The organism is Runella sp. R5_40 (assembly GCF_057652295.1).
On record NZ_JBYFCH010000001.1, the window covers coordinates 1,026,606 to 1,046,211 of the forward strand.

The following is a 19,606-nucleotide window of genomic DNA, read 5'->3' on the forward strand; positions in this document are numbered from 1 at the left end:
AGTACTATTTACGAATCACTGCTCCCAACTCTTTCTCAAAAGCCATCATTAGCTTTTGCATCGTTTTGTCAATCACCTTGTCGGTGAGTGTCTGTTCGGTGTCTTGAAGGGTGAAGCTCACTGAGTACGATTTCTTATCCGCTCCGATGTTTTCACCTTCATACACGTCAAAAACGTTCACATTCGTCAACAAATTGCGTTCGTATTTTTGAGCCAACTGACGAATCTGTTCAAAACTCACGGTTTTGTCCAACACCAACGACAAATCGCGGCGTACTTCGGGGTATTTTGATACTTCCGTAAAGCGGACTTTGTCTTGGTATTGTTTCAACAAATACGCCCAGTCGAAGTCGGCATAAAACACAGGCTGCTTGATGTCGAGCATTTTGGTGTGTTTGCCTTTTACTTGTCCAAAACTCACCACTGGTTTTTTCTTTACGGTGTACGTAAGCCCGTATTCAAAAACTGTTTTATCCTGAATCTCTTGTTTTTCAACGCCTTGTACTCGAAAAGCACTGAGCACCAAATGTACCATAGAGGCTAAATCGTGGAACGCCAGCTTTTGGTCTTTGGCTACCCAACTTTCGGCTTGTTGGTGTCCTGCCATCAACAACACTAGGTGTGCAACGTCTTTGTATTTGCCTTCTACTTTGTGGTAAGTTTTTCCAAACTCACAAATTTTGAGGTCGCGCTGACGGCGGTTGAGGTTGTAGGCCAAGGTTTCTAACCCTGAAAACAACATCGTCTGACGCATCACCGACAGGTCTTCGCTCAACGGGTTGAGCATCACTACATCTTCCCCAACTAAACTCGCCCGCACGGCTTCGTTGTAGGCTGGTTTGGTGAGCGAATTGGTCATGGTTTCGTTGAAGCCATTTCCTGCCAAGATATTGGCAATGCGCAATTTTTGCTTGTCGGGGTCCACCAACGGGAAGCCCGAGAGGAAATTGGCCGACAAGTGTTCCGACAACTCGATGTTATCGAATCCATAAATCCGCAGAATTTCCTCCACAATATCCGCCTCACGCGTCACGTCAACGCGGTAAGGGGCGACCGATGCCAAGAAACCTTCGGGTGTTTCGTTTTGGATTTCGATGTCGAGGCTTGTCAAAATCTGCTTAATCAAGTCGCGGTCAAGCGATTTTCCAATCAAGCGGTCAATATTTCGGTATTTTACCGCTACCTCCTGGTTTGGAATGGGATTAGGGTAAATGTCCACTACATCCGACGCAATGTGTCCACCTGCCACTTCCAATATCAGCAATGCCGCCCGTTTGAGGGCATAAATAGGCATGTTAGGATCAGTTCCACGCTCAAAACGGAACGAAGCATCGGTTTTGAGCGTGTGGAAAGTACCCGTTTTACGAATCGACGCTGGAGAAAAATAAGCAGATTCCAAGAAAATCGCCGTAGTGCTTTCAGTCACGCCCGATTTTGTTCCCCCAAAAACACCCCCGATACACATGGGTTCTTCGGCATTACAAATCATCAAGTCACGCTCAGAAAGTTTGCGTTCTACGCCGTCGAGGGTTACAAAAGGAGTTCCTTCGGGTAGGTTTTTCACGATGACTTTATTGCCTGTGATTTTTGCGGCGTCGAAAGCGTGCAGTGGCTGCCCCAATTCGTGACAAATGAAGTTGGTGATGTCCACGATGTTGTTAATCGAACGCACTCCCACTGCTTGCAACTTTTCTTTGAGCCACTCGGGCGACTCACCCACGGTCAAGCCTGCCAAGCAAACACCCGCATAACGTGGCGCAGCTTCGGTATTTTCGACAGTTACTTCAATAGATGACGGGAGATTGGTTACGGGCAACTGGTCAAATGCCGCTACCGACGGCTTGGTCAGTTCACGTCCCCAAACAGCTTTCAAGTCGCGAGCCACACCAAGGTGCGACGCTGCGTCGGCGCGGTTGGGAGTAAGACCAATTTCAATCACGTAGTCGGGCAATACGCCAAAATACTGCGCGGCGGGAGTTCCGTTGGGCAAATCGGTGTCTAGCACCATGATACCCGCGTGAGAATGACCGATACCGATTTCGTCTTCGGCGCAAATCATCCCTTCCGACGGCTGGCCGTAAACTTTACGTTTTCCAATCGTAAACGGCTCGCCTTCGGTAGGATAAATGGTTGCCCCGACGGTAGCGACAATCACTTTTTGTCCCGCCGCCACGTTGGCTGCTCCGCACACAATCGTGCTTGGTTCGCCTGCGCCTGTATCAACGGTGGTGAGGTGTAATGTTTTTTCTTTGACAGTAAACGGCTCGCAGGTGAGGACTTCTCCCACCACGATTCCTTCCAATCCGCCTTTGACACGTTCGACGGGGTCGATTCCTTCTACTTCCAAGCCCGTAGCGGTCAATAATTTACCAACTTCTTCGGGAGACTCCTGAATATCAATGAGTTGTTTAAGCCAATTGTAGGAAATTTTCATAGATAACCCAGCCCCCTGCCCCAATGGGGAGCTTTTTTATGGTACGTACAAATCCCCCTTTGGGGTGAGGGGCTTTATTTGTAACGCAAAATTAGGGGTTTTTAGGGAAATTTATGACTTTATAAAGTGGGTTGTTGTGGCCAAAGGCGCTGTATTACTCTGACCGCAGCGAATCTACGGGATTTCTCAGCGCCGCTTTGATGGATTGGTAGCTGATGGTGAGCAAAGAAATGAAGAGCATAACCAAGGCCGTGTAACCAAAAATACGCCACGAAACCTGTATTCGGTAGGCAAAATCCTGCAACCATTGTTCCATAAAATAGTACGCAATCGGCGAAGCTATCACCACAGCGACCAAGACCAGCTTTAAAAAAGAGTTGGAAAATAAGAACACTATGCTCGGTACCGAAGCGCCCACTACTTTACGAATTCCTATCTCTTTGGTACGTTGCTGAATGGCTAAGTGCGTCAATCCAAACAAGCCCATGCCGCAAAGGACGATTGAAAGCAAGGTAGCGAAGCCAATGATTTTTTGCCAACGTTGTTCCTGAAGATAATCGCGGTTGTTGAGTTCATCCATAAAATTATAGGCATACACGGCGTTAGGCAGGGCTTTTCGGTAAATCCGTTCAAAGGCGGTGAGGGCTTCTTGCTGGTGATTTTTGTCAATTTTAAGCCAAATACCGCCATTATACATGTCGTTGGTAGCCATTACTAAAGGTGGGATTCGTTCGCGCAATGAACCAAAATGAAAATCTTTCACTACTCCCACGATTCGGGCAGGCGATTTTAGAAAAAAGTCTTCCGTTGTCACCAATGCGCCAATTGGACTTCCCAAAGCAGCCTCCCTCACAAACGTCTCATTCACAATCACTTCTACTTTGCTTGCATTTAAAATAGATCTCCCCTCTTTTAAACGAACTCCCAACACCGCCAAGTAATTGGAATCAATGTTTTGATACGTACTTTTTACCGTGCGTTGGTTCGCTTTGGTTTTGAAATTGGAACCCCGTTCGTCACCAAACGAAATTTGCACAATGGATGACTCTTTGGCTACTTCGTTTCTGATAAACTCCGCCAAGGGTTTGGTTTCGCGGTTGCCACTGATGTACGTCCGAATGACTTGGTACGGATTATAACCTAAATCTTTGGTACGCACGTAGTTCATTTGTTGGTAAAAAACAATGGAAGCAATGAGCAAAATAGCCGCTAACGCAAACTGAAGAACCACAAGACTTTTTCCGAAAAACCCATTTCCCGATACTTTTTGCTTATGGTATAGAACTTCGGTAGGGTTGAACTTGGAAAGAACAAAAGCAGGGTACAAACCCGACAACAAAATATTGACCAGCAACAGCCCGCCAAAAGCAAAGAAGAGCTTCCATTCAAAAACTTCGGAGAGAAGAATTTCTTTATTGGCCAACTGATTAAACACAGGCAGCAACAACAATACAAGCACAAAAGCCAGAAAAAACGCCGCCACACACAGCAAGGCCGATTCGGCTAAAAATTGAACAATAATTTGCCCTTGGCGACTGCCCGTTACCTTGCGAATCCCCACTTCTTTGGCCCGTTTGAGCGAACTTGCAATGCTGATATTGACAAAATTGATACTTGCCATCAACAGCATAAACAGAGCTATCCCCAAAAAAATGTAGGAATACAGCGGGTTGCTATAATTGATGGCGCCGCCTTCCCCGCCCGTTTGGAGTGGGTATAAATGAAGGTCGGTAATGGGTTGAAGACCATAGGTAACTTGGGGGTCGTGGCCGTTTTCTTTTATTTGTTCTTTGGCGAGTCGGGCGTGAACTTGGTTGAATTTCTTACAAACCAACGATTTGTCGGCTTTTGGATTCAACACCACAAACGTGCCGAGGTAGGCATTCAGCCAAGCGGTATCCGTAAAACTCAGTTCCATGAAGCTGAACGGATGCAGCACATCAAATTGAATCGACGAATTTTTGGGAGGATTTTCCACCACACCCGAAATCACCAACGGTTTTCCCAAACGGTCGGCCGAAGGGTCGGCTTCCATGTGTAATAGTTGGCCAACGACGTTGGTAGAGTTAAAAAATTTCAGCGCTGTTTTTTCAGTAATCACCACCGAACCCACATCGTTTAACACCGTTTTTGGGTTTCCGTGAAGGAGTTTAAAGCTAAAAACATCAAAAAAATGACTGTCCGCAAACAGCAACTGTAGTTTCAGGGCTTTGCGGTTGGTGCGAATATCACCAAAAATAGCCCCTCCCATGATTCTGACATAATCCTCGACTTCGGGCACGGCCGCTTTGAAAGCTGGGCCTTGTACTTGCCCCGTTCCTCCCGAGGTTTGAGGATCTTCGCCTTTGTTCTGAATAGCTGTTGTCGTAATTCGGTATAAATGAGGGCTTTTTTGATGAAAATTATCAAAGCTATGTTCGTCTCGGATGTATAAAATCGCCAACAACACACAGCCAAGTCCAAACGCCAAACCAATGGTATTGATGACCGAATACAGCCGATTGTGCCAAAGGAGGCGCAGCGCGATTTTGAAATAATTACGTAGCATGGGAAAAAGAAAACAGTTACTTGTTGACGGTTATCCGTGTATTTTAGGAAACAGTCACCTCCAGGCGATAACCAACACCGTGAACGGCCACAATTTTTAGGGAAGTATCCTCCTGGAGTAATTTTCGTAGGCGTGAGACAAAAACATCAATACTGCGCCCCACAATGATACCTTCATCTTCCCACACCGATTTTAGAATAAAGTCTCGTTCAAGGAGTTGGTTCTTATTTTTCACAAACAAGTGGAGCAATTTTGCCTCGCGATAGGTCAGGTTATGGTGCGTGTTGGCAATATAAAGCAGTTGATTTTCTACATCCATGCTCGACGCTCCGAACGTCAGCCGCGTGGGTTTTTCGATGGGCTGTTCGTGAGGTGTTTCAATGGCTGGCACAGTGCTTGTTTTTTTTCGCGACCATACGCTGTACGAAACGCCGACCAAAACTAAGCCCAGCCCCAACGTCCACCAGACGGGATTCGTTGAGCTAGAAGGATTGGTAGAAGATGCAAAGGTTACTTTTACGTTATTACACCCCAAGAGCTGTTCACGTCCGATACAGGCCACTTCTTTACTTTTGGAATAATCTAAAAAGTTATACCCTAGTTGCAGTTCGTTGGTTTTACAGTCGATGACCGCTACATCGTAGTTATTTTTGATACCATGAAGGTCAAAAGATTCTTGTAACAAGGACGGTAACTGATTGTAGTTGAAGGTTCTACTGAGTTGTAATACATACGTACCCTCCGCCGTTTTTTTGACCGCAGTAATGCGAGACGTAGAATCACCGCTTGCCAACAGCAGGCGGTGGCCCGTACGGCGAAGTGCCAGATTGACTTTCTCCTCAAACCGTTGCGAAGTGCTCGATTCGGGGGCAGAAGTAAACCAAGCAAACCGCCCAAACAGCAAGCTGATGACCAACAATGAAGCCCCAATTGCCAATTTCCCCGTCATGATTTCCATAAGTTCTGTATCAAATTTAGTAGAAATAGCTTACAATCAGTAACGCCCTACCAAGGGCCGTTCTTTTTCACTTGATAAAAGCGCTTGCCATCAAAGCGATAGAGCCCTTGTCCCGTACCCCACCACATGTTTCCTGATTTATCCTGATACATACTTTGAACGCAGCAATTTAAGCCGTCATTAGGGGTAAAAACAGTGAACGCTTTTGAATTTGGTAAGGGAATGGAAGGGTCAAAGCGCGTCGTGCTACCTCGGGCGGTAACCCAAATGATACCTGATTGCTCAATGATGATTCCCCAAAACTCCGTTCCGCCTAATCCGTCTTTGGACGTGTATTCGGTAAATCTTTTCCCCACTGCCTGTTTTGGGTCGTATTTGCAAATGCCGTTTTTCATGGTAAACCACATATTACCCGCTTGGTCTTGAGCAATGCCTCCCGCGTAGTTCTCACCCAATTGCTCTTTTTCGGCCACATGAGTAATGGCATTATCCCCTTTCTGTTCAGGGTCATAACGAAAGACCCCCTGATTAGAAGACGCAAACCAGATGTTACCGCTTTTGTCCTCCATGACGCCAGCAACGTTTACAGTAGCAAGTTCTTTAAACAATGAAAAACTTTTTCGGCCCTCGCTATCGGCCACAGGGTCGTATTGATAAACGCCGCCGTGCGTACCAACCCAAACCGTGCCCGATTTATCAACAAGAATGCCTTTTCGAGTAATGTCAACGTGGTTCAGGCCATCTTTTTGGTTGTAATTCTTAAACGTTTTTCCGACTGCCCGTCTGGGATCGTACTTATACACACCTTGATCGGTGCCAAACCACATATTTCCGTCTTTATCTTCATTGATGGCATAAACGGTTTGGTTATAAAATCCGTCAGGATTGGAAAAGTAGGTCAAGGTTTTTTGATCGTACCTCACGACGCCATCCCCTATAGTACCAAACCATAGATTCCCTTTTGAATCCTGAAAAATACTTCGGATGTATTGGCTGACCAAAGTCGTGTCAAAATCGGGCACCAACCCCACGGACTTAAAGTTTTTTATGACTTTGGGACTTGGTTTGGGCGTATTTAAGCCTTTTTGTGTATTTGTTTTTTCCTGTCCGCTGCAAGATGTACAAAAAATAACCACAGAGACCAAGGCATAAATAGGAAGGTATTTCATCATTTTTTGAGATGTTAAAAGGGGCGCTATTTTTTCTAATTTTATTTTTTCCCCGCAGAAAGCCGCAGAATTACAAACGCTGATTCTCGCTGAAAAAGGGCTTTATATGGATATGGTCATTAATCAGCGCCTTCTGCGACTTTCAATCGGCGTAAATCAGCGGGTAATAGTTAAAGAAAGCTGCCTAGCAATATAGATTGTTGGCTTAGTTAATATCTTCGTTCAAAAGACTTGCCATTGAAACGATACACACCATTGGGGCCTCCGCCAAACCACAATTCACCCGCTTTGCTTTTGTAAATAACCCAAGTAAAGTCACCATCCAGACCATCTTTTTGGGTGAAATTTTTCATGGTATGCCCGTCATACCGCCACACACCTATAGAGGTTTTTTCCATCATATTGATACACGCCTGGCCCACCTTCAAGTTTTTTGTAACCCGCAGTTTCATCCCCTTTAAACCAAAGGTCACTATCCGTTAATTTCCACCCGTTTTTTGAATCATACTTTCTTTCATTGTAAACAGTCATTTTTTCACCATCATATCTACTTAACCCAATTCCACATTCAAACCAGATAATACCATTTTTATCTTCATAAATGCTTCTCACCTGGTTGTCACTCAATCCGTTTTGGGTTGTAAAATAGTGCAACCGACCATTCTGAAGCATACACACACCTTCGTTGTGACTGCCAAACCAAGTATTTCCTTTACTATCCTCCAAAATTGAACGAACTCCTTTGGTGTATTTCAACCGTGTAGTGTCAATTTGAGAATGAACAACAGGTTTTGTCTATCTGATTTTACTTTCATTGTAAAGGTGTCTTTTAGTAGGACGCACAATAGAAATGATGCTGATTAATGATAATTGACAAATGATTTTAAACTCAACGATTCATATTATTTCTGACCCGCTACATTCACTGGATAAATCAATCCCGGACGCAACGAACAGATTCTGCGTAAGAAACAGAGGCAGGGAAACGGAACGCTTTTGTTTTAAGTGGTTTTTCTCCGGGGCCACCATAACTGAAGTTCCATCCCCAGGCTTTACCCTCCTGACCCGAGGGGGTGGACGTCCACCAAAAACCCATAACACTCATCACTTCATAAAGATTATTTCTGCGAATACCTGCTGGATGACCGTTAAACCCGCTGCTGTTAGTACCGTTGCCGTCTTCTGCCCATCCACTGACGCTTTTCAAGACTTCGCCAGCCTTATCCATTCCACCAAATTTAGTCACCAGCATAGACCATTCCCTATCCGTTGCCAAATGCCAACCGCTGGGGCAGGCTTTTTTCGCGGCTTCCCAAGTGTAAAGCAAGCCGAGCTCTTTTCGATTGCTCTCTTTGTCATCATAAGCGTAGCTTTCCTGCACTTTGTAGTTCAGGTTTTGGGCCATCCAAGTAACCATGGTGTCGGTCGAAGCATTTTTAAAGCTGAACGTTTTATACGTTTGCCCATCGCGTGAGTCGGTAAAACTGCCCGTGGATTGGGCAATGCCTACCTGAGTAAAAAACAAGGCAACAAGTAGCGTAATGGTGTGCTGTTTTATCATGTAATGTGTTCTTAATACTTCGGATTGAAGCTACGTGGTCAGACGGTAGTCAGACCACGCATCCTACTCTGGGGTCTGACTACCGTCTGACCCCTTCAATGCCTAACAGCCGTCGCCATTTTGAGCCGTTACTTTCTTGAAATTAAGCGGGAAAAGGTATTTGGTAAGTACCACTTTAGGCTTTTGATTTTCGGCCACATTTCCTACGGTTTCTACCACCAACGCGTCACCAAAACGTGCCCGTGACACCAAAAAACCAATTTCAGCTTCGTATTGCTCTTTCCCGTTGGTTTGCCCTCCAAAACTCACTTTTTGGTCACCGCGTTTTAGGTAAATACGGAAAGGCATTTTTGAATCTGACTCTAACGAATTTACGGTCAAAACGCCACTGCTCACGGTCGATAGCTCCGTTTGGTTCAGTGGTTGGCCGTCTAAGAGCAAAGCCACGGCCATTTTAGCGTCGTTGGTCGAATTAGCGGTTGGAACAACGGTGGTTGCCGCTACGAAAACAAGCATACCGAGGGCAGCAAGTCCAATAAATGATAGTGTTTTCATGATTGTGAAGAGATTTAATAGTTAGTGAATTACGATTTCGTTGTGAGGGAGTGCGTAGGAGTCTTTTAACGTCAATAACACGATTGCGTCTCCTTTGTTGCACTTTGAAAGCACGTTTTTGATGTCCACTTTTTGGTACACCTCCTTCGAGAACATCGTCAACGTTTTGCTGTTTTTGTCCCGAATCGCCACCATGAAGTCAATCGCTGCTGTTTGGTGCCATTGGTTGTTTTCGTAGGTCGCTTCAGCCACCGAAAGCGTCCCCTGCGCGTCTTGCGTCAAGGCACACTTTCCCGTAGGAGAATAGTCATCGACCACCACCCTGTTGTCTATAAAAACCGCCGAACAATTTGAAAATTTGGTCTGCGCTTGCCCTATCAATGATGCGCCTACGAAGCCCGCCACGCACCACATTCGTTTCAGTGTTTTCATTCTCTTTAGGTTGTTTATAGGTGTTTACTCCCTTGATGTTGACAAAGGTATTTTCACCCACAAAATCTTCTAAATTTTTCCCGTAAAAGAATGTAAACGAAATGTAAAAGTTTGTTATTCGACTTTTATCGAATGCGTAGGGTTTGATAATGAAGCCTTTATGGTTTGCACACTTACCAGAAGAATAATAACAATTCCGAAACTTCCTGCCACAAACGCAAACGATGTCCAGCTCATTTCGACCCGATAGGCGTAGCTTTGAAGCCAATTTTTCATACTCACAAACACCAACGGAAACGCAACTACCGTCGCCAAGGCCGCTACCACCAAAAACTCCCGCAAAAATAAGCCTACCAAACTCGCAGGCGAAGCGCCCAAGACTTTACGAATTCCGAGTTCTTTGGTGCGGCGCGTCACACTGAGCGACACCATGCCGATGACTCCTAACAATACAATGATGATGGCCAACAACGTAGCCGTGTGCGCGGCTTTTTTGAGGCGAATTTCGGTTTGGTAGAGCTTTTGAAGCATGTCGTCCAAAAACTTATATTCAAACGGAGCGCCAGGGAGTAATTCTCGCCATTTGTGTTCTACCGCCGCCACACCCGCTGCCACGGTAGCAGGGCGCAATTTGAACGAAAAGTAGCGATAGTTATTCAGGGTTTTGAGGTGAACAAAAGCCAAAGCCCCTACTTGGTCGCGCATGGATTGAAAATGAAAATCTTTGGTGACGCCCACGATGTGGAAAAGTTGTCCAAAACCCACCAAACGCACTTGCTGACCAAGGGCACTTTCGGGCGTGAAGCCGAGTTTTTTAGCCGCCGATTGGTTGATGACGAGCGGTACTTGAGTACCCACCGCTGGATTTTGCCCAAAATAAATCCCGCTCGCCATCGGAATCTGGTAGGTTTTGGCATAATGTTCGTCGGTCTGCAACACAGGCATAAACGTCGCTTGAGTAGAATCCTGCCCCAGCTTAAAAACCCCCGACTGAAAACCTGTACGCCCGTCGGGAATTTCGTACGACAACGATACATCGCTCACCTGCGGCAAACGCGCCATTTCATTGCGAATGGTTTCCATTTTGGCTACCCCTTTCGCCGACCAGTCGCGCGGGACAGACGCCCACACAATCGCCTCTTTGGAGTATCCCAGTTCTTTTTCAAAAAAATAATTGACCTGATTCGTGATAATAACTGCCGCGCCAAACACAAACAACGCCACCGAAAACTGCCCCACCATGAGCGAATATTTAAAGAGGCGGTTTTCTTTCACGTTTTTGAGCTTGCCTTTGATGGACTCCACCGAGGGCAACGAAGAAAGCACAAACGCAGGGTATGCGCCCGCCAAGCCACCCACAAGCATTCCCAAACCGATGCCCACCGACAAAAAGGCCAACGGGGCGCTCGTAAAAGGAAGGAGGTCTTTCCCCAAAAATTCACTAAACGATGGTCGTAAAAGCTCGTACAACCCCCACGAAACAACCGTGCTGAACAAGGCCAAAATGATTGATTCGGCCAAAAACTGCCGCATTAATTGGGTTTTGGTACTTCCAAGCGACTTCCGAACGCCAATTTCTTTGAGACGTGCCGCCGAACCACCCATCGAGAGATTGACGAAATTGACCACGGCCATGAGCAAAATAAAAAACGCAACCAAGCTCAGTGTGGCGATTGTTTTATTAACCAAGCCGTTGTTTTCTTCGCGGTAAAGTGTGGAAAGGGGCGTAGGAATCACTTCGATGTTTTCTTGAATAACTTTGGACGAATGGGTGGCTATCAGCTGTGCAATCGCTCGTTTTAACGCGGGAAGGCTTGCCCCTGTTCGGAGTTTTAGGTAATTGACCACATACACGTTGTCCCAAGAGGTCATGGCTCCGTCGCGGCCAAAGAATGCCAAACTCTTCAGGGGAAGTAAGATGGGGATTTCGCTCGACACAAATTGCGTCACGGAATTGTAGGGGATAGTGGCCAAAACCCCCGACACCATGAAATCGCGGCGCTCGCCCGAAAATGACTCAATTTGAAGCGTTTGACCCACGACGTTGGTTTTTCCGAAATATTTCAAGGCCGTTTTTTGCGAAATCACCAGCGAATTAGGCTGACTCAGGGCTGTTTTAGGGTCGCCTTCCAACAACGGGAATCCGTACATCGACAGAAGGGTAGAATCGCCTAATTGCAGGTCTTCTCGGAAGTTTTTATCTCCTTTCGATACCACTGACGTCACGGCGTCAAAATGATAGTAATCTTCTACCAACGAAGGAAAATTTTCTTTCAACGCTTTGGCCAGCGGCGCAATGGTCGTGATTTCGATGCCCATGTTGGGCTGCTTCCATTTCGACTTGAGGATGTATTGGCGGTCGAGGTCTTTGAGTTCGGCGTTTACCCGCCATTCTCCCCAAACGTAGCTTCCCATGAGCATCGTAAAGGTAATGCCTACTGAAAGTCCAAAGACGTTGATGATAGCGTATAACTTGTTCTTTTTCAGGCTGCGCCAGCCGATTTTGAAGTAATTCTGAAGCATGGTTTTGTACGTTTAAAATGGCACAGCAAGGTACGTACAAAACGCATTGACGGTCTGTTAAAAAACCTTAATTGTTTGAACATCGTAGATACGTTGCATGCAACGTATCTACGGAAAATCATTCTGATTTCAACGATTTTACGGGATTCATCAAGGCCGCTTTGACCGACTGAACGCTGACCGTCAGCAACGCCACCGCCAGCACCCCAACCGCCGTAGCGGCTATGACCCACCAACTGATTTCGGTTTGGTAGGCAAACTCTTGCAACCACTGGCGCATCAGATAATACGCAACGGGCGTGGCCAACACGACAGCGAAAGCAATCAGCTTGAGGAAATTGGTCGAGAGCATCACCGTAATGCTAAGCACCGACGCGCCCAACACTTTACGAATGCCAATTTCTTTGCGGCGGCGCTGTACATTGTAAGCCGTCAGCCCCAAAATACCCAAGCACGAAATCGCAATGGCAAACACGGCAAAAATGCCAAACACGCGATTAAATTGGCGCTCATTTTGGTATTGCTGGGCAAAGTTTTCGTCCAAAAACCAATAGCGAAACGGCTCTTCGGGGTAGATTTTTTTCCAAGCAAGCTGCATACTTCCAAGCGACGCTTCTAATTGGCGGGCATTCATTTTTAAGGTCAAATACCCCAATTCTTGCGGCGCAAAACAGTAGTAAAAAGTAGGCTTAGGCGCACTTTTGAGCGATTCGATGTGAAAATCTTCGACCACCGCTCCTACCGTCATGGAGGCGTTATTTTCGCTATTTTCGTAAGCAATTTGTTGACCAATGGCCGCTTCGGGCGACGGGAAACCGAGCGCCTTTCGCATGGTTTCGTTGATGGTAATGGTGTTAAATCGCGCTACGCGGTCAGGGAAGAATTGGTGTTTTCCTGCCAACAATTGAACCCCAAACAAAGGAAAAAAGTCTTGGTCAGTTTCCACAAAATAGGAAGTGATTTTGGCAAAATCGGGTTGCTTTACCCAATGAAGCGGACGGTTGCTTCCCGCAATCGTGTTGATGCCCAACCCTGGAACGATGTTGGACGAAGACGCACCTTCAATCCCCGCAATCTTTGCACATTCCGACTTAAAAAGAGCTAGTTTTCTAAAAATCGTACTGTCTCTGGTGTCTTCAGACGCAGGTACTTTGACCGACACCAACTGGTCGAGTTGTACGCCAAGTTCGTGGTTATTTAGGAAATCTAATTGTTTTTCAATCACCAATACCCCAAAAATCAGCCCCGCCGAGCAAGCAAACTGAACCACCACCAAGCTTTTGCGAAGCGTTTCGGTGTTACCCGCCACAAATCGTCCCCGCAGTACTTCCACGGGTCGAAAACCCGAAAGTTGCAAGGCAGGATATAGCCCCGCCACAAACCATATCAGAACAATAAACCCAATACTTACGCCCCAATACACCCCATCTATGGTGTTGCTCACCGATAAATCACGGCCAGCGATGCCTCCAAACCAATCGGTTGACAGCTGCACACCTACTACTGCTGTCCCGAAGGCAATGCTGCTTATAACAAAGCTTTCCCACAAAAATTGTTGAGTGAGCGTGCCACGGCTTGCGCCCAGCACTTTTCGTACGCCTACTTCTTTGCCGCGTTCGTTGGCAAGTGCCGTTGTTAAGTTGATGTAATTCACAAAAGCAATCACCAATATCACCAAAGCAATGATACCCAAAAACTGCACCGTGCGCGCGCTGCCGTTGGGTTCGAGTTCGTAGGTAAGATTGGAATGGAGGTGAATGTCTTTAAAAGGCTGAATCACAAGTTGGATTCCTTCTTTTTTGAGAAAGGTTTGGTTGATTTCGGTTAATTTTTTGGTCACCCCGTCGGTCGAAGCATCGGGCGCTAATTGGAAATAATTATAGTCCCAGTACGACTCAAAGTTGTCTTCGTGCCCCCGCGCATACCGTGAAGCGTACGACACCAACATGTCAAACTTTAGGTGGGTATTTTTGGGAGGGTCTGCCACTACTGCCGTCACGGTGTAGGTTCCTGCTAGGCGACCATCTTTGAGACGCAGCCCCTTGCCCACTGCGTGTTCGTTCCCAAACAAGCGCTTTGCCGTTGTGCTGGTCAAAATGACCGTATGAGGTGCCGTCAAGCAGTTTTGGGCGTTTCCTTCCACGATTTTTTGGGGAAACATGCGCAGAAACCCTTGGTCGGTGGCGTAGTATCGACGAATATCAAAAGGCTGATTGCCGACTACGACCGTAGCTTCGGGCGTATTGCCACAGTACAAACGGGCGTAATCAACCACACTTGGCACGGTTGCTTTGAGGGTAGGCCCTACGGCGCTGTGCGTGTTGGCATCTTGATTAACGACCGTTTTTCCGTTGAGGGTTTGGTTATACACCCGCCAAATCGACCCCGCGTGGGGGCTTTGTAAATCGTACGTTTGTTCGTAACGCACGTACCGAAACAACAACAAACTCGCCGCCATACCCAACACAAGTCCCACGAAATTGATGGCGGTAAAAATCGGTTGCTTCCGAAGCAAAATTTTGATGTAGTGTAGTAGCATGATTATTCCGTTTTCAAGGTATTGGCAGGATTGGTCAACGCCGTTTTAAGGGCTTGGTACGCAACGGTTCCGAGGGCAACCACCATCGCTATGACGCCCGCAAACACAAACACCCAAGCATTTATCTCGACGCGGTACGCAAAGTCTTGGAGCCATTGATTCCCAAAGTAGTAGGCTACGGGACAAGCAATGAGAATGCCGATAAGCACCAGTTTCAGGAAGTCTTTTGATAAAAGCGCCACAATGCTCGTTACGCCCGCACCCAGCACTTTCCGAATGCCGATTTCTTTGGTACGTTGTTCAGTCACGAAAGTGGCCAAGCCAAACAATCCCAAGCAGGCAATCAAAATAGCCACCAACGACGTGTAGGTCAAAATCTGTTTCCAGCGCAAATCGTCAGCGTAGCGTTCCATCCGAAAATCTTCCAAGAAATAATATTCCAAAGGAAGGTAGGGAACGTACTTTTTATACACTTTCTTAATCTGCGCCAATGCTTCTTTTTGGTGGTTGGCAGTAATTTGAACGTGAACACAACCCGCTTGCCGACGGGTATCACGCGCCCACACAATGGGTTTTATTTTCTCCTTGAACGACGCGTAGTGAAAGTCTTTCACAATCCCGACGATGTTCAATGCTTTATCCTGTTGGCGAATAGAAAGGGTAAATGGATTTTGGCCTTTGGGGACAAATTCCCGTACAAAAGCTTCGTTGACGATGATATTTGAAACCGTATCCAACGCATATTTTGGCGAAAAATACCGCCCTTGCTCCAACGGAATTCCCATCAATTGCAAATGATTTTCGTCGATGTACTCGTAGTAAGTATAGTCAGTACTTTTGCCATTAATCTGGTAAATGGTGCTGTTCCAATCCCCTGATTTGCTGGAAACTTTTTCGACGTACGGCAATTGCGCCAACTCATTTTTGAGCGGTGCGGCTACTTTTTCTATTTGGTCCCAAGGCAGCCAAAAGCGAAGAATGTTGTCGGTTTTATAACCAAGCTCGGCCTGAGCGATGTAATTAAACTGACGAGTCGCAATGACCGTCCCGATAATCAACACACCTGCCAACACAAACTGAAACACGACCAATGCTTTCCCGAACGTTTGTCGGCCTGTTAGTTTAAACGGACCACGCAACGTTTCGATAGGACGAAAACCTGACAGCACCAACGCAGGGTAAAACCCAGCTAAAAGCGCCACTAAAAACAACAATGCGCCAAAAAGCAACAAGGTAGTCGGCTGAAAAAGGTACGTGCTTTCGAGGTGTTTGTCAGTCAATTCGCTGAACGTAGGCAGCAACATGTAGGCCAACAACCACGACGGAACAAACGCCAAAGCCGTCAGCAAAAACGATTCTCCCAAGAACTGCGCTAAAATGTGCTGACGCGTGCCTCCCGTTGCCTTTCGGATGCCAATTTCTTTGGCGCGTTTGAGCGAGCGAGCCAGCGTAAGGTTCACAAAATTGATACAGGCAATGACCAAAACCAACAACGCCAGCCCCGATAAAATCTTCGGATAACGCTCATTTGACCAGTATTCCAAGCCATTGGAAGCATAATACTCAGGGTTTAAGTGCATTTCGTACAAAGGTTGCAGCTTAAACTTCATTTCGTAGGTTTTGCCCTCATTGTTCTTTTTGCGCACTTCGGTCAGAAAATCAGAGGTATATTTGGCCGTCACGGACTCCATTTTTTTGTCCAACCGTGCCACGTTTGCTTTGGGATTGACCAACAAAAACGTGTTCAAACTTGCATTGAACCAATTTTCGTCGTTGGCGCGCTGCTGAGGGTCAGGTGAAATGAGGTGGTCGATAGACATCAACATATCAAACTGAATCGACGAGTTGGCGGGTGGGTGTTTGACGACGGCCGCCACCACAAACGGCCTAAAAGCCGCCCCTTCATCCCCGATTTGCATTAGTTTACCCACGGGGTCTTGGCTTCCAAAATACTTTTCGGCCATTCGGTCGGTAATCACCACGTTTTTTAAATCCTTGAGGGCTGTGCGGGCGTCTCCTGCCACTACCTCAAACGAAAACATGGTCAACGCCGAGTTGTCGGCGTACATCAAATTCTCTTTAATCCCTTCATTGCCTTTCTTTACGAGGGTATTCCAGCCGTTTTTAAAGCGGCAATACGCCTCAAAATCACCTAGTTCGCGCACAAACGCGGGACCTTGCGGCATCCCTGTGTTTCCCATTTTACTCAGATTTCCCTGCAGGTCTTTGCGGTCTTGTATCAACCGAAAAATCTGCGGGCCTTTCGCGTGCATACGGTCAAAGGACAAATCATCTTTGACGTACAGCATAATCAGCATCACCACCGTCAGTCCGAGGGTAAGTCCTGCAAGGTTGACAAACGAATACACTTTGTTTTGCCAAAGGTTCCGAAAAGCGATTTTGAGGTAGTTGCGTAGCATAAGGTTTAGGGTTTTGCGACGTAGAGACGTTGCATGCAACGTCTCTACCAATACGTCGAATTATTCAGATTTCAATGATTTGACAGGATTCGAAATAGCCGCTTTATAGGCAATGAGTACCACTAAAATGGCTATCGTACCAAACACTAAAACACTGATGGGAAGAACAGTTAAATACTGAATATCAGACCTATAAGCAAAATTTTCAAGCCATTGGTTAATAATCAAATAGATTATTGGGAAACTAATGCCCAGTGCGAAAACTATCAACGGAATGTACTCTTTGACCGAAAGCGTTGTGATGGATAGAGCAGAAGCTCCTAAGATTTTTCGTATCCCGATTTCTTTTGTTCGGATGCTGGTAAGAAAGACTGTTACACCGATAATCCCAAGCGATGCCAACAGAATTGAGATGAAATTAAAATACCTAAAAAGTGTATTGAGTTTGTTTTCTTGCTCATACAATTTACTGATATTTTGCTCCAAATAAGTTATTTCTAATGGAAAAGGCTCGTTGAGTTCTTTGTAAACGCCTTGAATTTTATTGATAGCCGCATTTGAATTGTACGAAACGATACTTCGTCCATCCATTCTAACCGAATTGGATAGCGTTATGAAGTAGGGTTCGATTTTTTCTTTTAACGAAAATAAATGAATGTCCTCAAAAATGCCGTCAATCACAAACGGTATGCCCACTTGGCCGTTTTCGGGATTGGTGTATTCGGGTTCGGTAATAATGGTTTTTCCAACCAGTTGTTCAATGGGTATTTTGATAGAATTGGCCAGTTTTTGAGCTGCTGTTCGATTAATAATTGTTTTTCGAGTCGAATTTTTATCGAAATTTACATTGGTTTTGATTCCATAAGCTTTCAAAGCGGCATAATCAAGATAGAGTTGGCGAGCATCGTTAAAAACGGTTTCTTGATTTTCAAGTTTGTAGGTCATTTGGTTGAATGGAATAATACCAAAATCAGAGCCATTTCCTACCTGATTGATTTCGGGTATCTGCCTTAATTTTTGTTGAAATAAATCTTGTTTTTCGGGAGATGTATAAGCAAAAAGAATCTGATTTTTTTGAAATCCTAAATCTTTTTGATTGATAAAATTCAATTGCTTTGAAGTAAAATAAGCTATGGAAGCAATCGAAATCAAGAAAACGAATTGAGCCGTAATCAGATATTTTCTGATTACTAAACCTTGAAAATTGCTTTTTTGTAGCCCATTTTTAAATAAATGAAGGGTGTTTTTACGAGCCAAAAGTAGTGTAGGTGCTATACTCGCAATCACTCCAATAACAATCGCTAAACCTATCAGCAATAGAAACCATTGATAGTTTTCAATAAAATCCATACTGATTTCAACGCCCATCAACTGATTAAAAATAGGCGTAATTAATGAAATCAAAACCCCAGCCAAAGGAAGTGCAAGTAATGATAAAAGTATGGCTTCGAGGATAAATTGAAGGGCGATATTCTCGCTTTTTGCTCCTAAAGTTTTCAATACTCCAATCGCCTTGTTTTGCTTAGATTTGATAGCGAGCGTAAGATTGGCATAGTTAAAAATGGAAATTGAAATCGTGAATAAAGCAAAAAGGCCAATCAAAACTATATAGGTATAGCTACCAGGCTGTTTGGATTCATAAAGAATATTAGAATTGAAATGTATATCTTTGATAGGCTGTAAATAATGCCCTTTGTAAAGTGGGTCTTTTGCCAATCTTGGACTGTAAGTGGCAATACTTTGATTTAATTGTTTTGTCAAGTTTTGTACCGAAGCATCAAGTTTTGACTCAATATAAACTCGACTTCCCCAATAATCAATTTGAGGCGAATTGAGAGCAATCGTAAAATCAAAATGGCTGTTTTTAGGAATATCTTTTACAATACCTGCAATTAGATAATTTTGTCCTAAAATTTTTACGGTTTTGTTTAACAAAGCGTAAAAAGACTGTTCTCTACTCAGTAATTGATTGGCGACCGATTCGGTCAAAAGTACTTTATTTGTACCAACATAAAAATTCTGTAAACTACCTTCTTTGATTTTCCAATCAAATATTTTGACAAAAGATTCAGGTGTATTTGTCGTAAGAATCCCATCGGTTTCGATACGCTTTTGGTTCAATTCGATGAATTCTTTGCTCGGCAAAATCATGAATTGAGTTGCATCAGCAACACCTTCCGTATTTTTTAGAGAATTAATCCAATTTTTTTGTTCATTTTTATCCGAACTCGACCAATTTGGGAAACCAACTACGCTATAATCTTGGTTTCGGTAGGTCCGAGCTAACCGAAAAATATTATCTGATTTTTGATGAAAAGCATCATAATTCAACTCAAAAAAAAGGTAACTCACCATAAAATAACTCACAGCAAGCCCAATCACAATACCCGCAAGGTTTATGATGGTATAAACCTTATTTGCCACGAATCCACGAAAGATTCGCTTTAAGAAAATGTTAAACATGTGT

General features: G+C 45.1%; 13 protein-coding genes. All 13 read right to left on the reverse strand.

The window, feature by feature from the left end; translation table 11 throughout:
- Positions 1 to 4: 4 nt before the first annotated feature.
- Positions 5 to 2,434 (reverse strand): phenylalanine--tRNA ligase subunit beta, encoded by a 2,430-nt coding sequence (gene pheT / locus AC23N5_RS04450; RefSeq protein WP_487754605.1) that lies wholly within the window; start codon positions 2,432 to 2,434, stop codon positions 5 to 7.
- Between the two features lie 154 nt (positions 2,435 to 2,588).
- The gene (locus AC23N5_RS04455; RefSeq protein ID WP_487754606.1) at positions 2,589 to 4,982 is read right to left on the reverse strand and encodes an ABC transporter permease; all 2,394 of its coding nucleotides are present in this window, start codon (positions 4,980 to 4,982) and stop codon (positions 2,589 to 2,591) included.
- 43 nt (positions 4,983 to 5,025) lie between these two features.
- The gene (locus AC23N5_RS04460) at positions 5,026 to 5,940 is read right to left on the reverse strand and encodes a winged helix-turn-helix domain-containing protein (RefSeq protein ID WP_487754607.1); all 915 of its coding nucleotides are present in this window, start codon (positions 5,938 to 5,940) and stop codon (positions 5,026 to 5,028) included.
- 47 nt (positions 5,941 to 5,987) lie between these two features.
- A complete protein-coding gene (locus AC23N5_RS04465; RefSeq protein ID WP_487754608.1) occupies positions 5,988 to 7,112 on the reverse strand; it encodes a ligand-binding sensor domain-containing protein in 1,125 nt (374 codons plus the stop codon).
- 206 nt (positions 7,113 to 7,318) lie between these two features.
- Entirely contained in the window at positions 7,319 to 7,462 is a 144-nt protein-coding gene (locus AC23N5_RS04470; protein ID WP_487754609.1) for a hypothetical protein, read from the reverse strand.
- A 10-nt stretch (positions 7,463 to 7,472) separates the two neighbouring features.
- Positions 7,473 to 7,865 carry a two-component regulator propeller domain-containing protein gene (locus tag AC23N5_RS04475; protein ID WP_487754610.1) on the reverse strand — a complete coding sequence of 131 codons (393 nt, stop codon included), beginning with the start codon at positions 7,863 to 7,865 and terminating at the stop codon, positions 7,473 to 7,475.
- Positions 7,866 to 8,043: 178 nt separating this feature from the next.
- Positions 8,044 to 8,670: an FISUMP domain-containing protein gene (locus AC23N5_RS04480; RefSeq protein ID WP_487754611.1), complete on the reverse strand. Its 627-nt coding sequence runs from the start codon at positions 8,668 to 8,670 to the stop codon at positions 8,044 to 8,046.
- A 102-nt stretch (positions 8,671 to 8,772) separates the two neighbouring features.
- Complete coding sequence (locus AC23N5_RS04485; protein WP_487754612.1) at positions 8,773 to 9,225, reverse strand: hypothetical protein; 453 nt, start codon at positions 9,223 to 9,225, stop codon at positions 8,773 to 8,775.
- Between the two features lie 21 nt (positions 9,226 to 9,246).
- Positions 9,247 to 9,657 (reverse strand): hypothetical protein, encoded by a 411-nt coding sequence (locus AC23N5_RS04490; protein ID WP_487754613.1) that lies wholly within the window; start codon positions 9,655 to 9,657, stop codon positions 9,247 to 9,249.
- Between the two features lie 114 nt (positions 9,658 to 9,771).
- Positions 9,772 to 12,180: an ABC transporter permease gene (locus tag AC23N5_RS04495; RefSeq protein ID WP_487754614.1), complete on the reverse strand. Its 2,409-nt coding sequence runs from the start codon at positions 12,178 to 12,180 to the stop codon at positions 9,772 to 9,774.
- Positions 12,181 to 12,298: 118 nt separating this feature from the next.
- The gene (locus AC23N5_RS04500) at positions 12,299 to 14,719 is read right to left on the reverse strand and encodes an FtsX-like permease family protein (RefSeq protein WP_487754615.1); all 2,421 of its coding nucleotides are present in this window, start codon (positions 14,717 to 14,719) and stop codon (positions 12,299 to 12,301) included.
- Positions 14,720 to 14,721: 2 nt separating this feature from the next.
- Complete coding sequence (locus AC23N5_RS04505) at positions 14,722 to 17,139, reverse strand: ABC transporter permease (RefSeq protein ID WP_487754616.1); 2,418 nt, start codon at positions 17,137 to 17,139, stop codon at positions 14,722 to 14,724.
- A 60-nt stretch (positions 17,140 to 17,199) separates the two neighbouring features.
- Complete coding sequence (locus tag AC23N5_RS04510) at positions 17,200 to 19,602, reverse strand: ABC transporter permease (RefSeq protein WP_487754617.1); 2,403 nt, start codon at positions 19,600 to 19,602, stop codon at positions 17,200 to 17,202.
- Between the last annotated feature and the right edge of the window lie 4 nt (positions 19,603 to 19,606).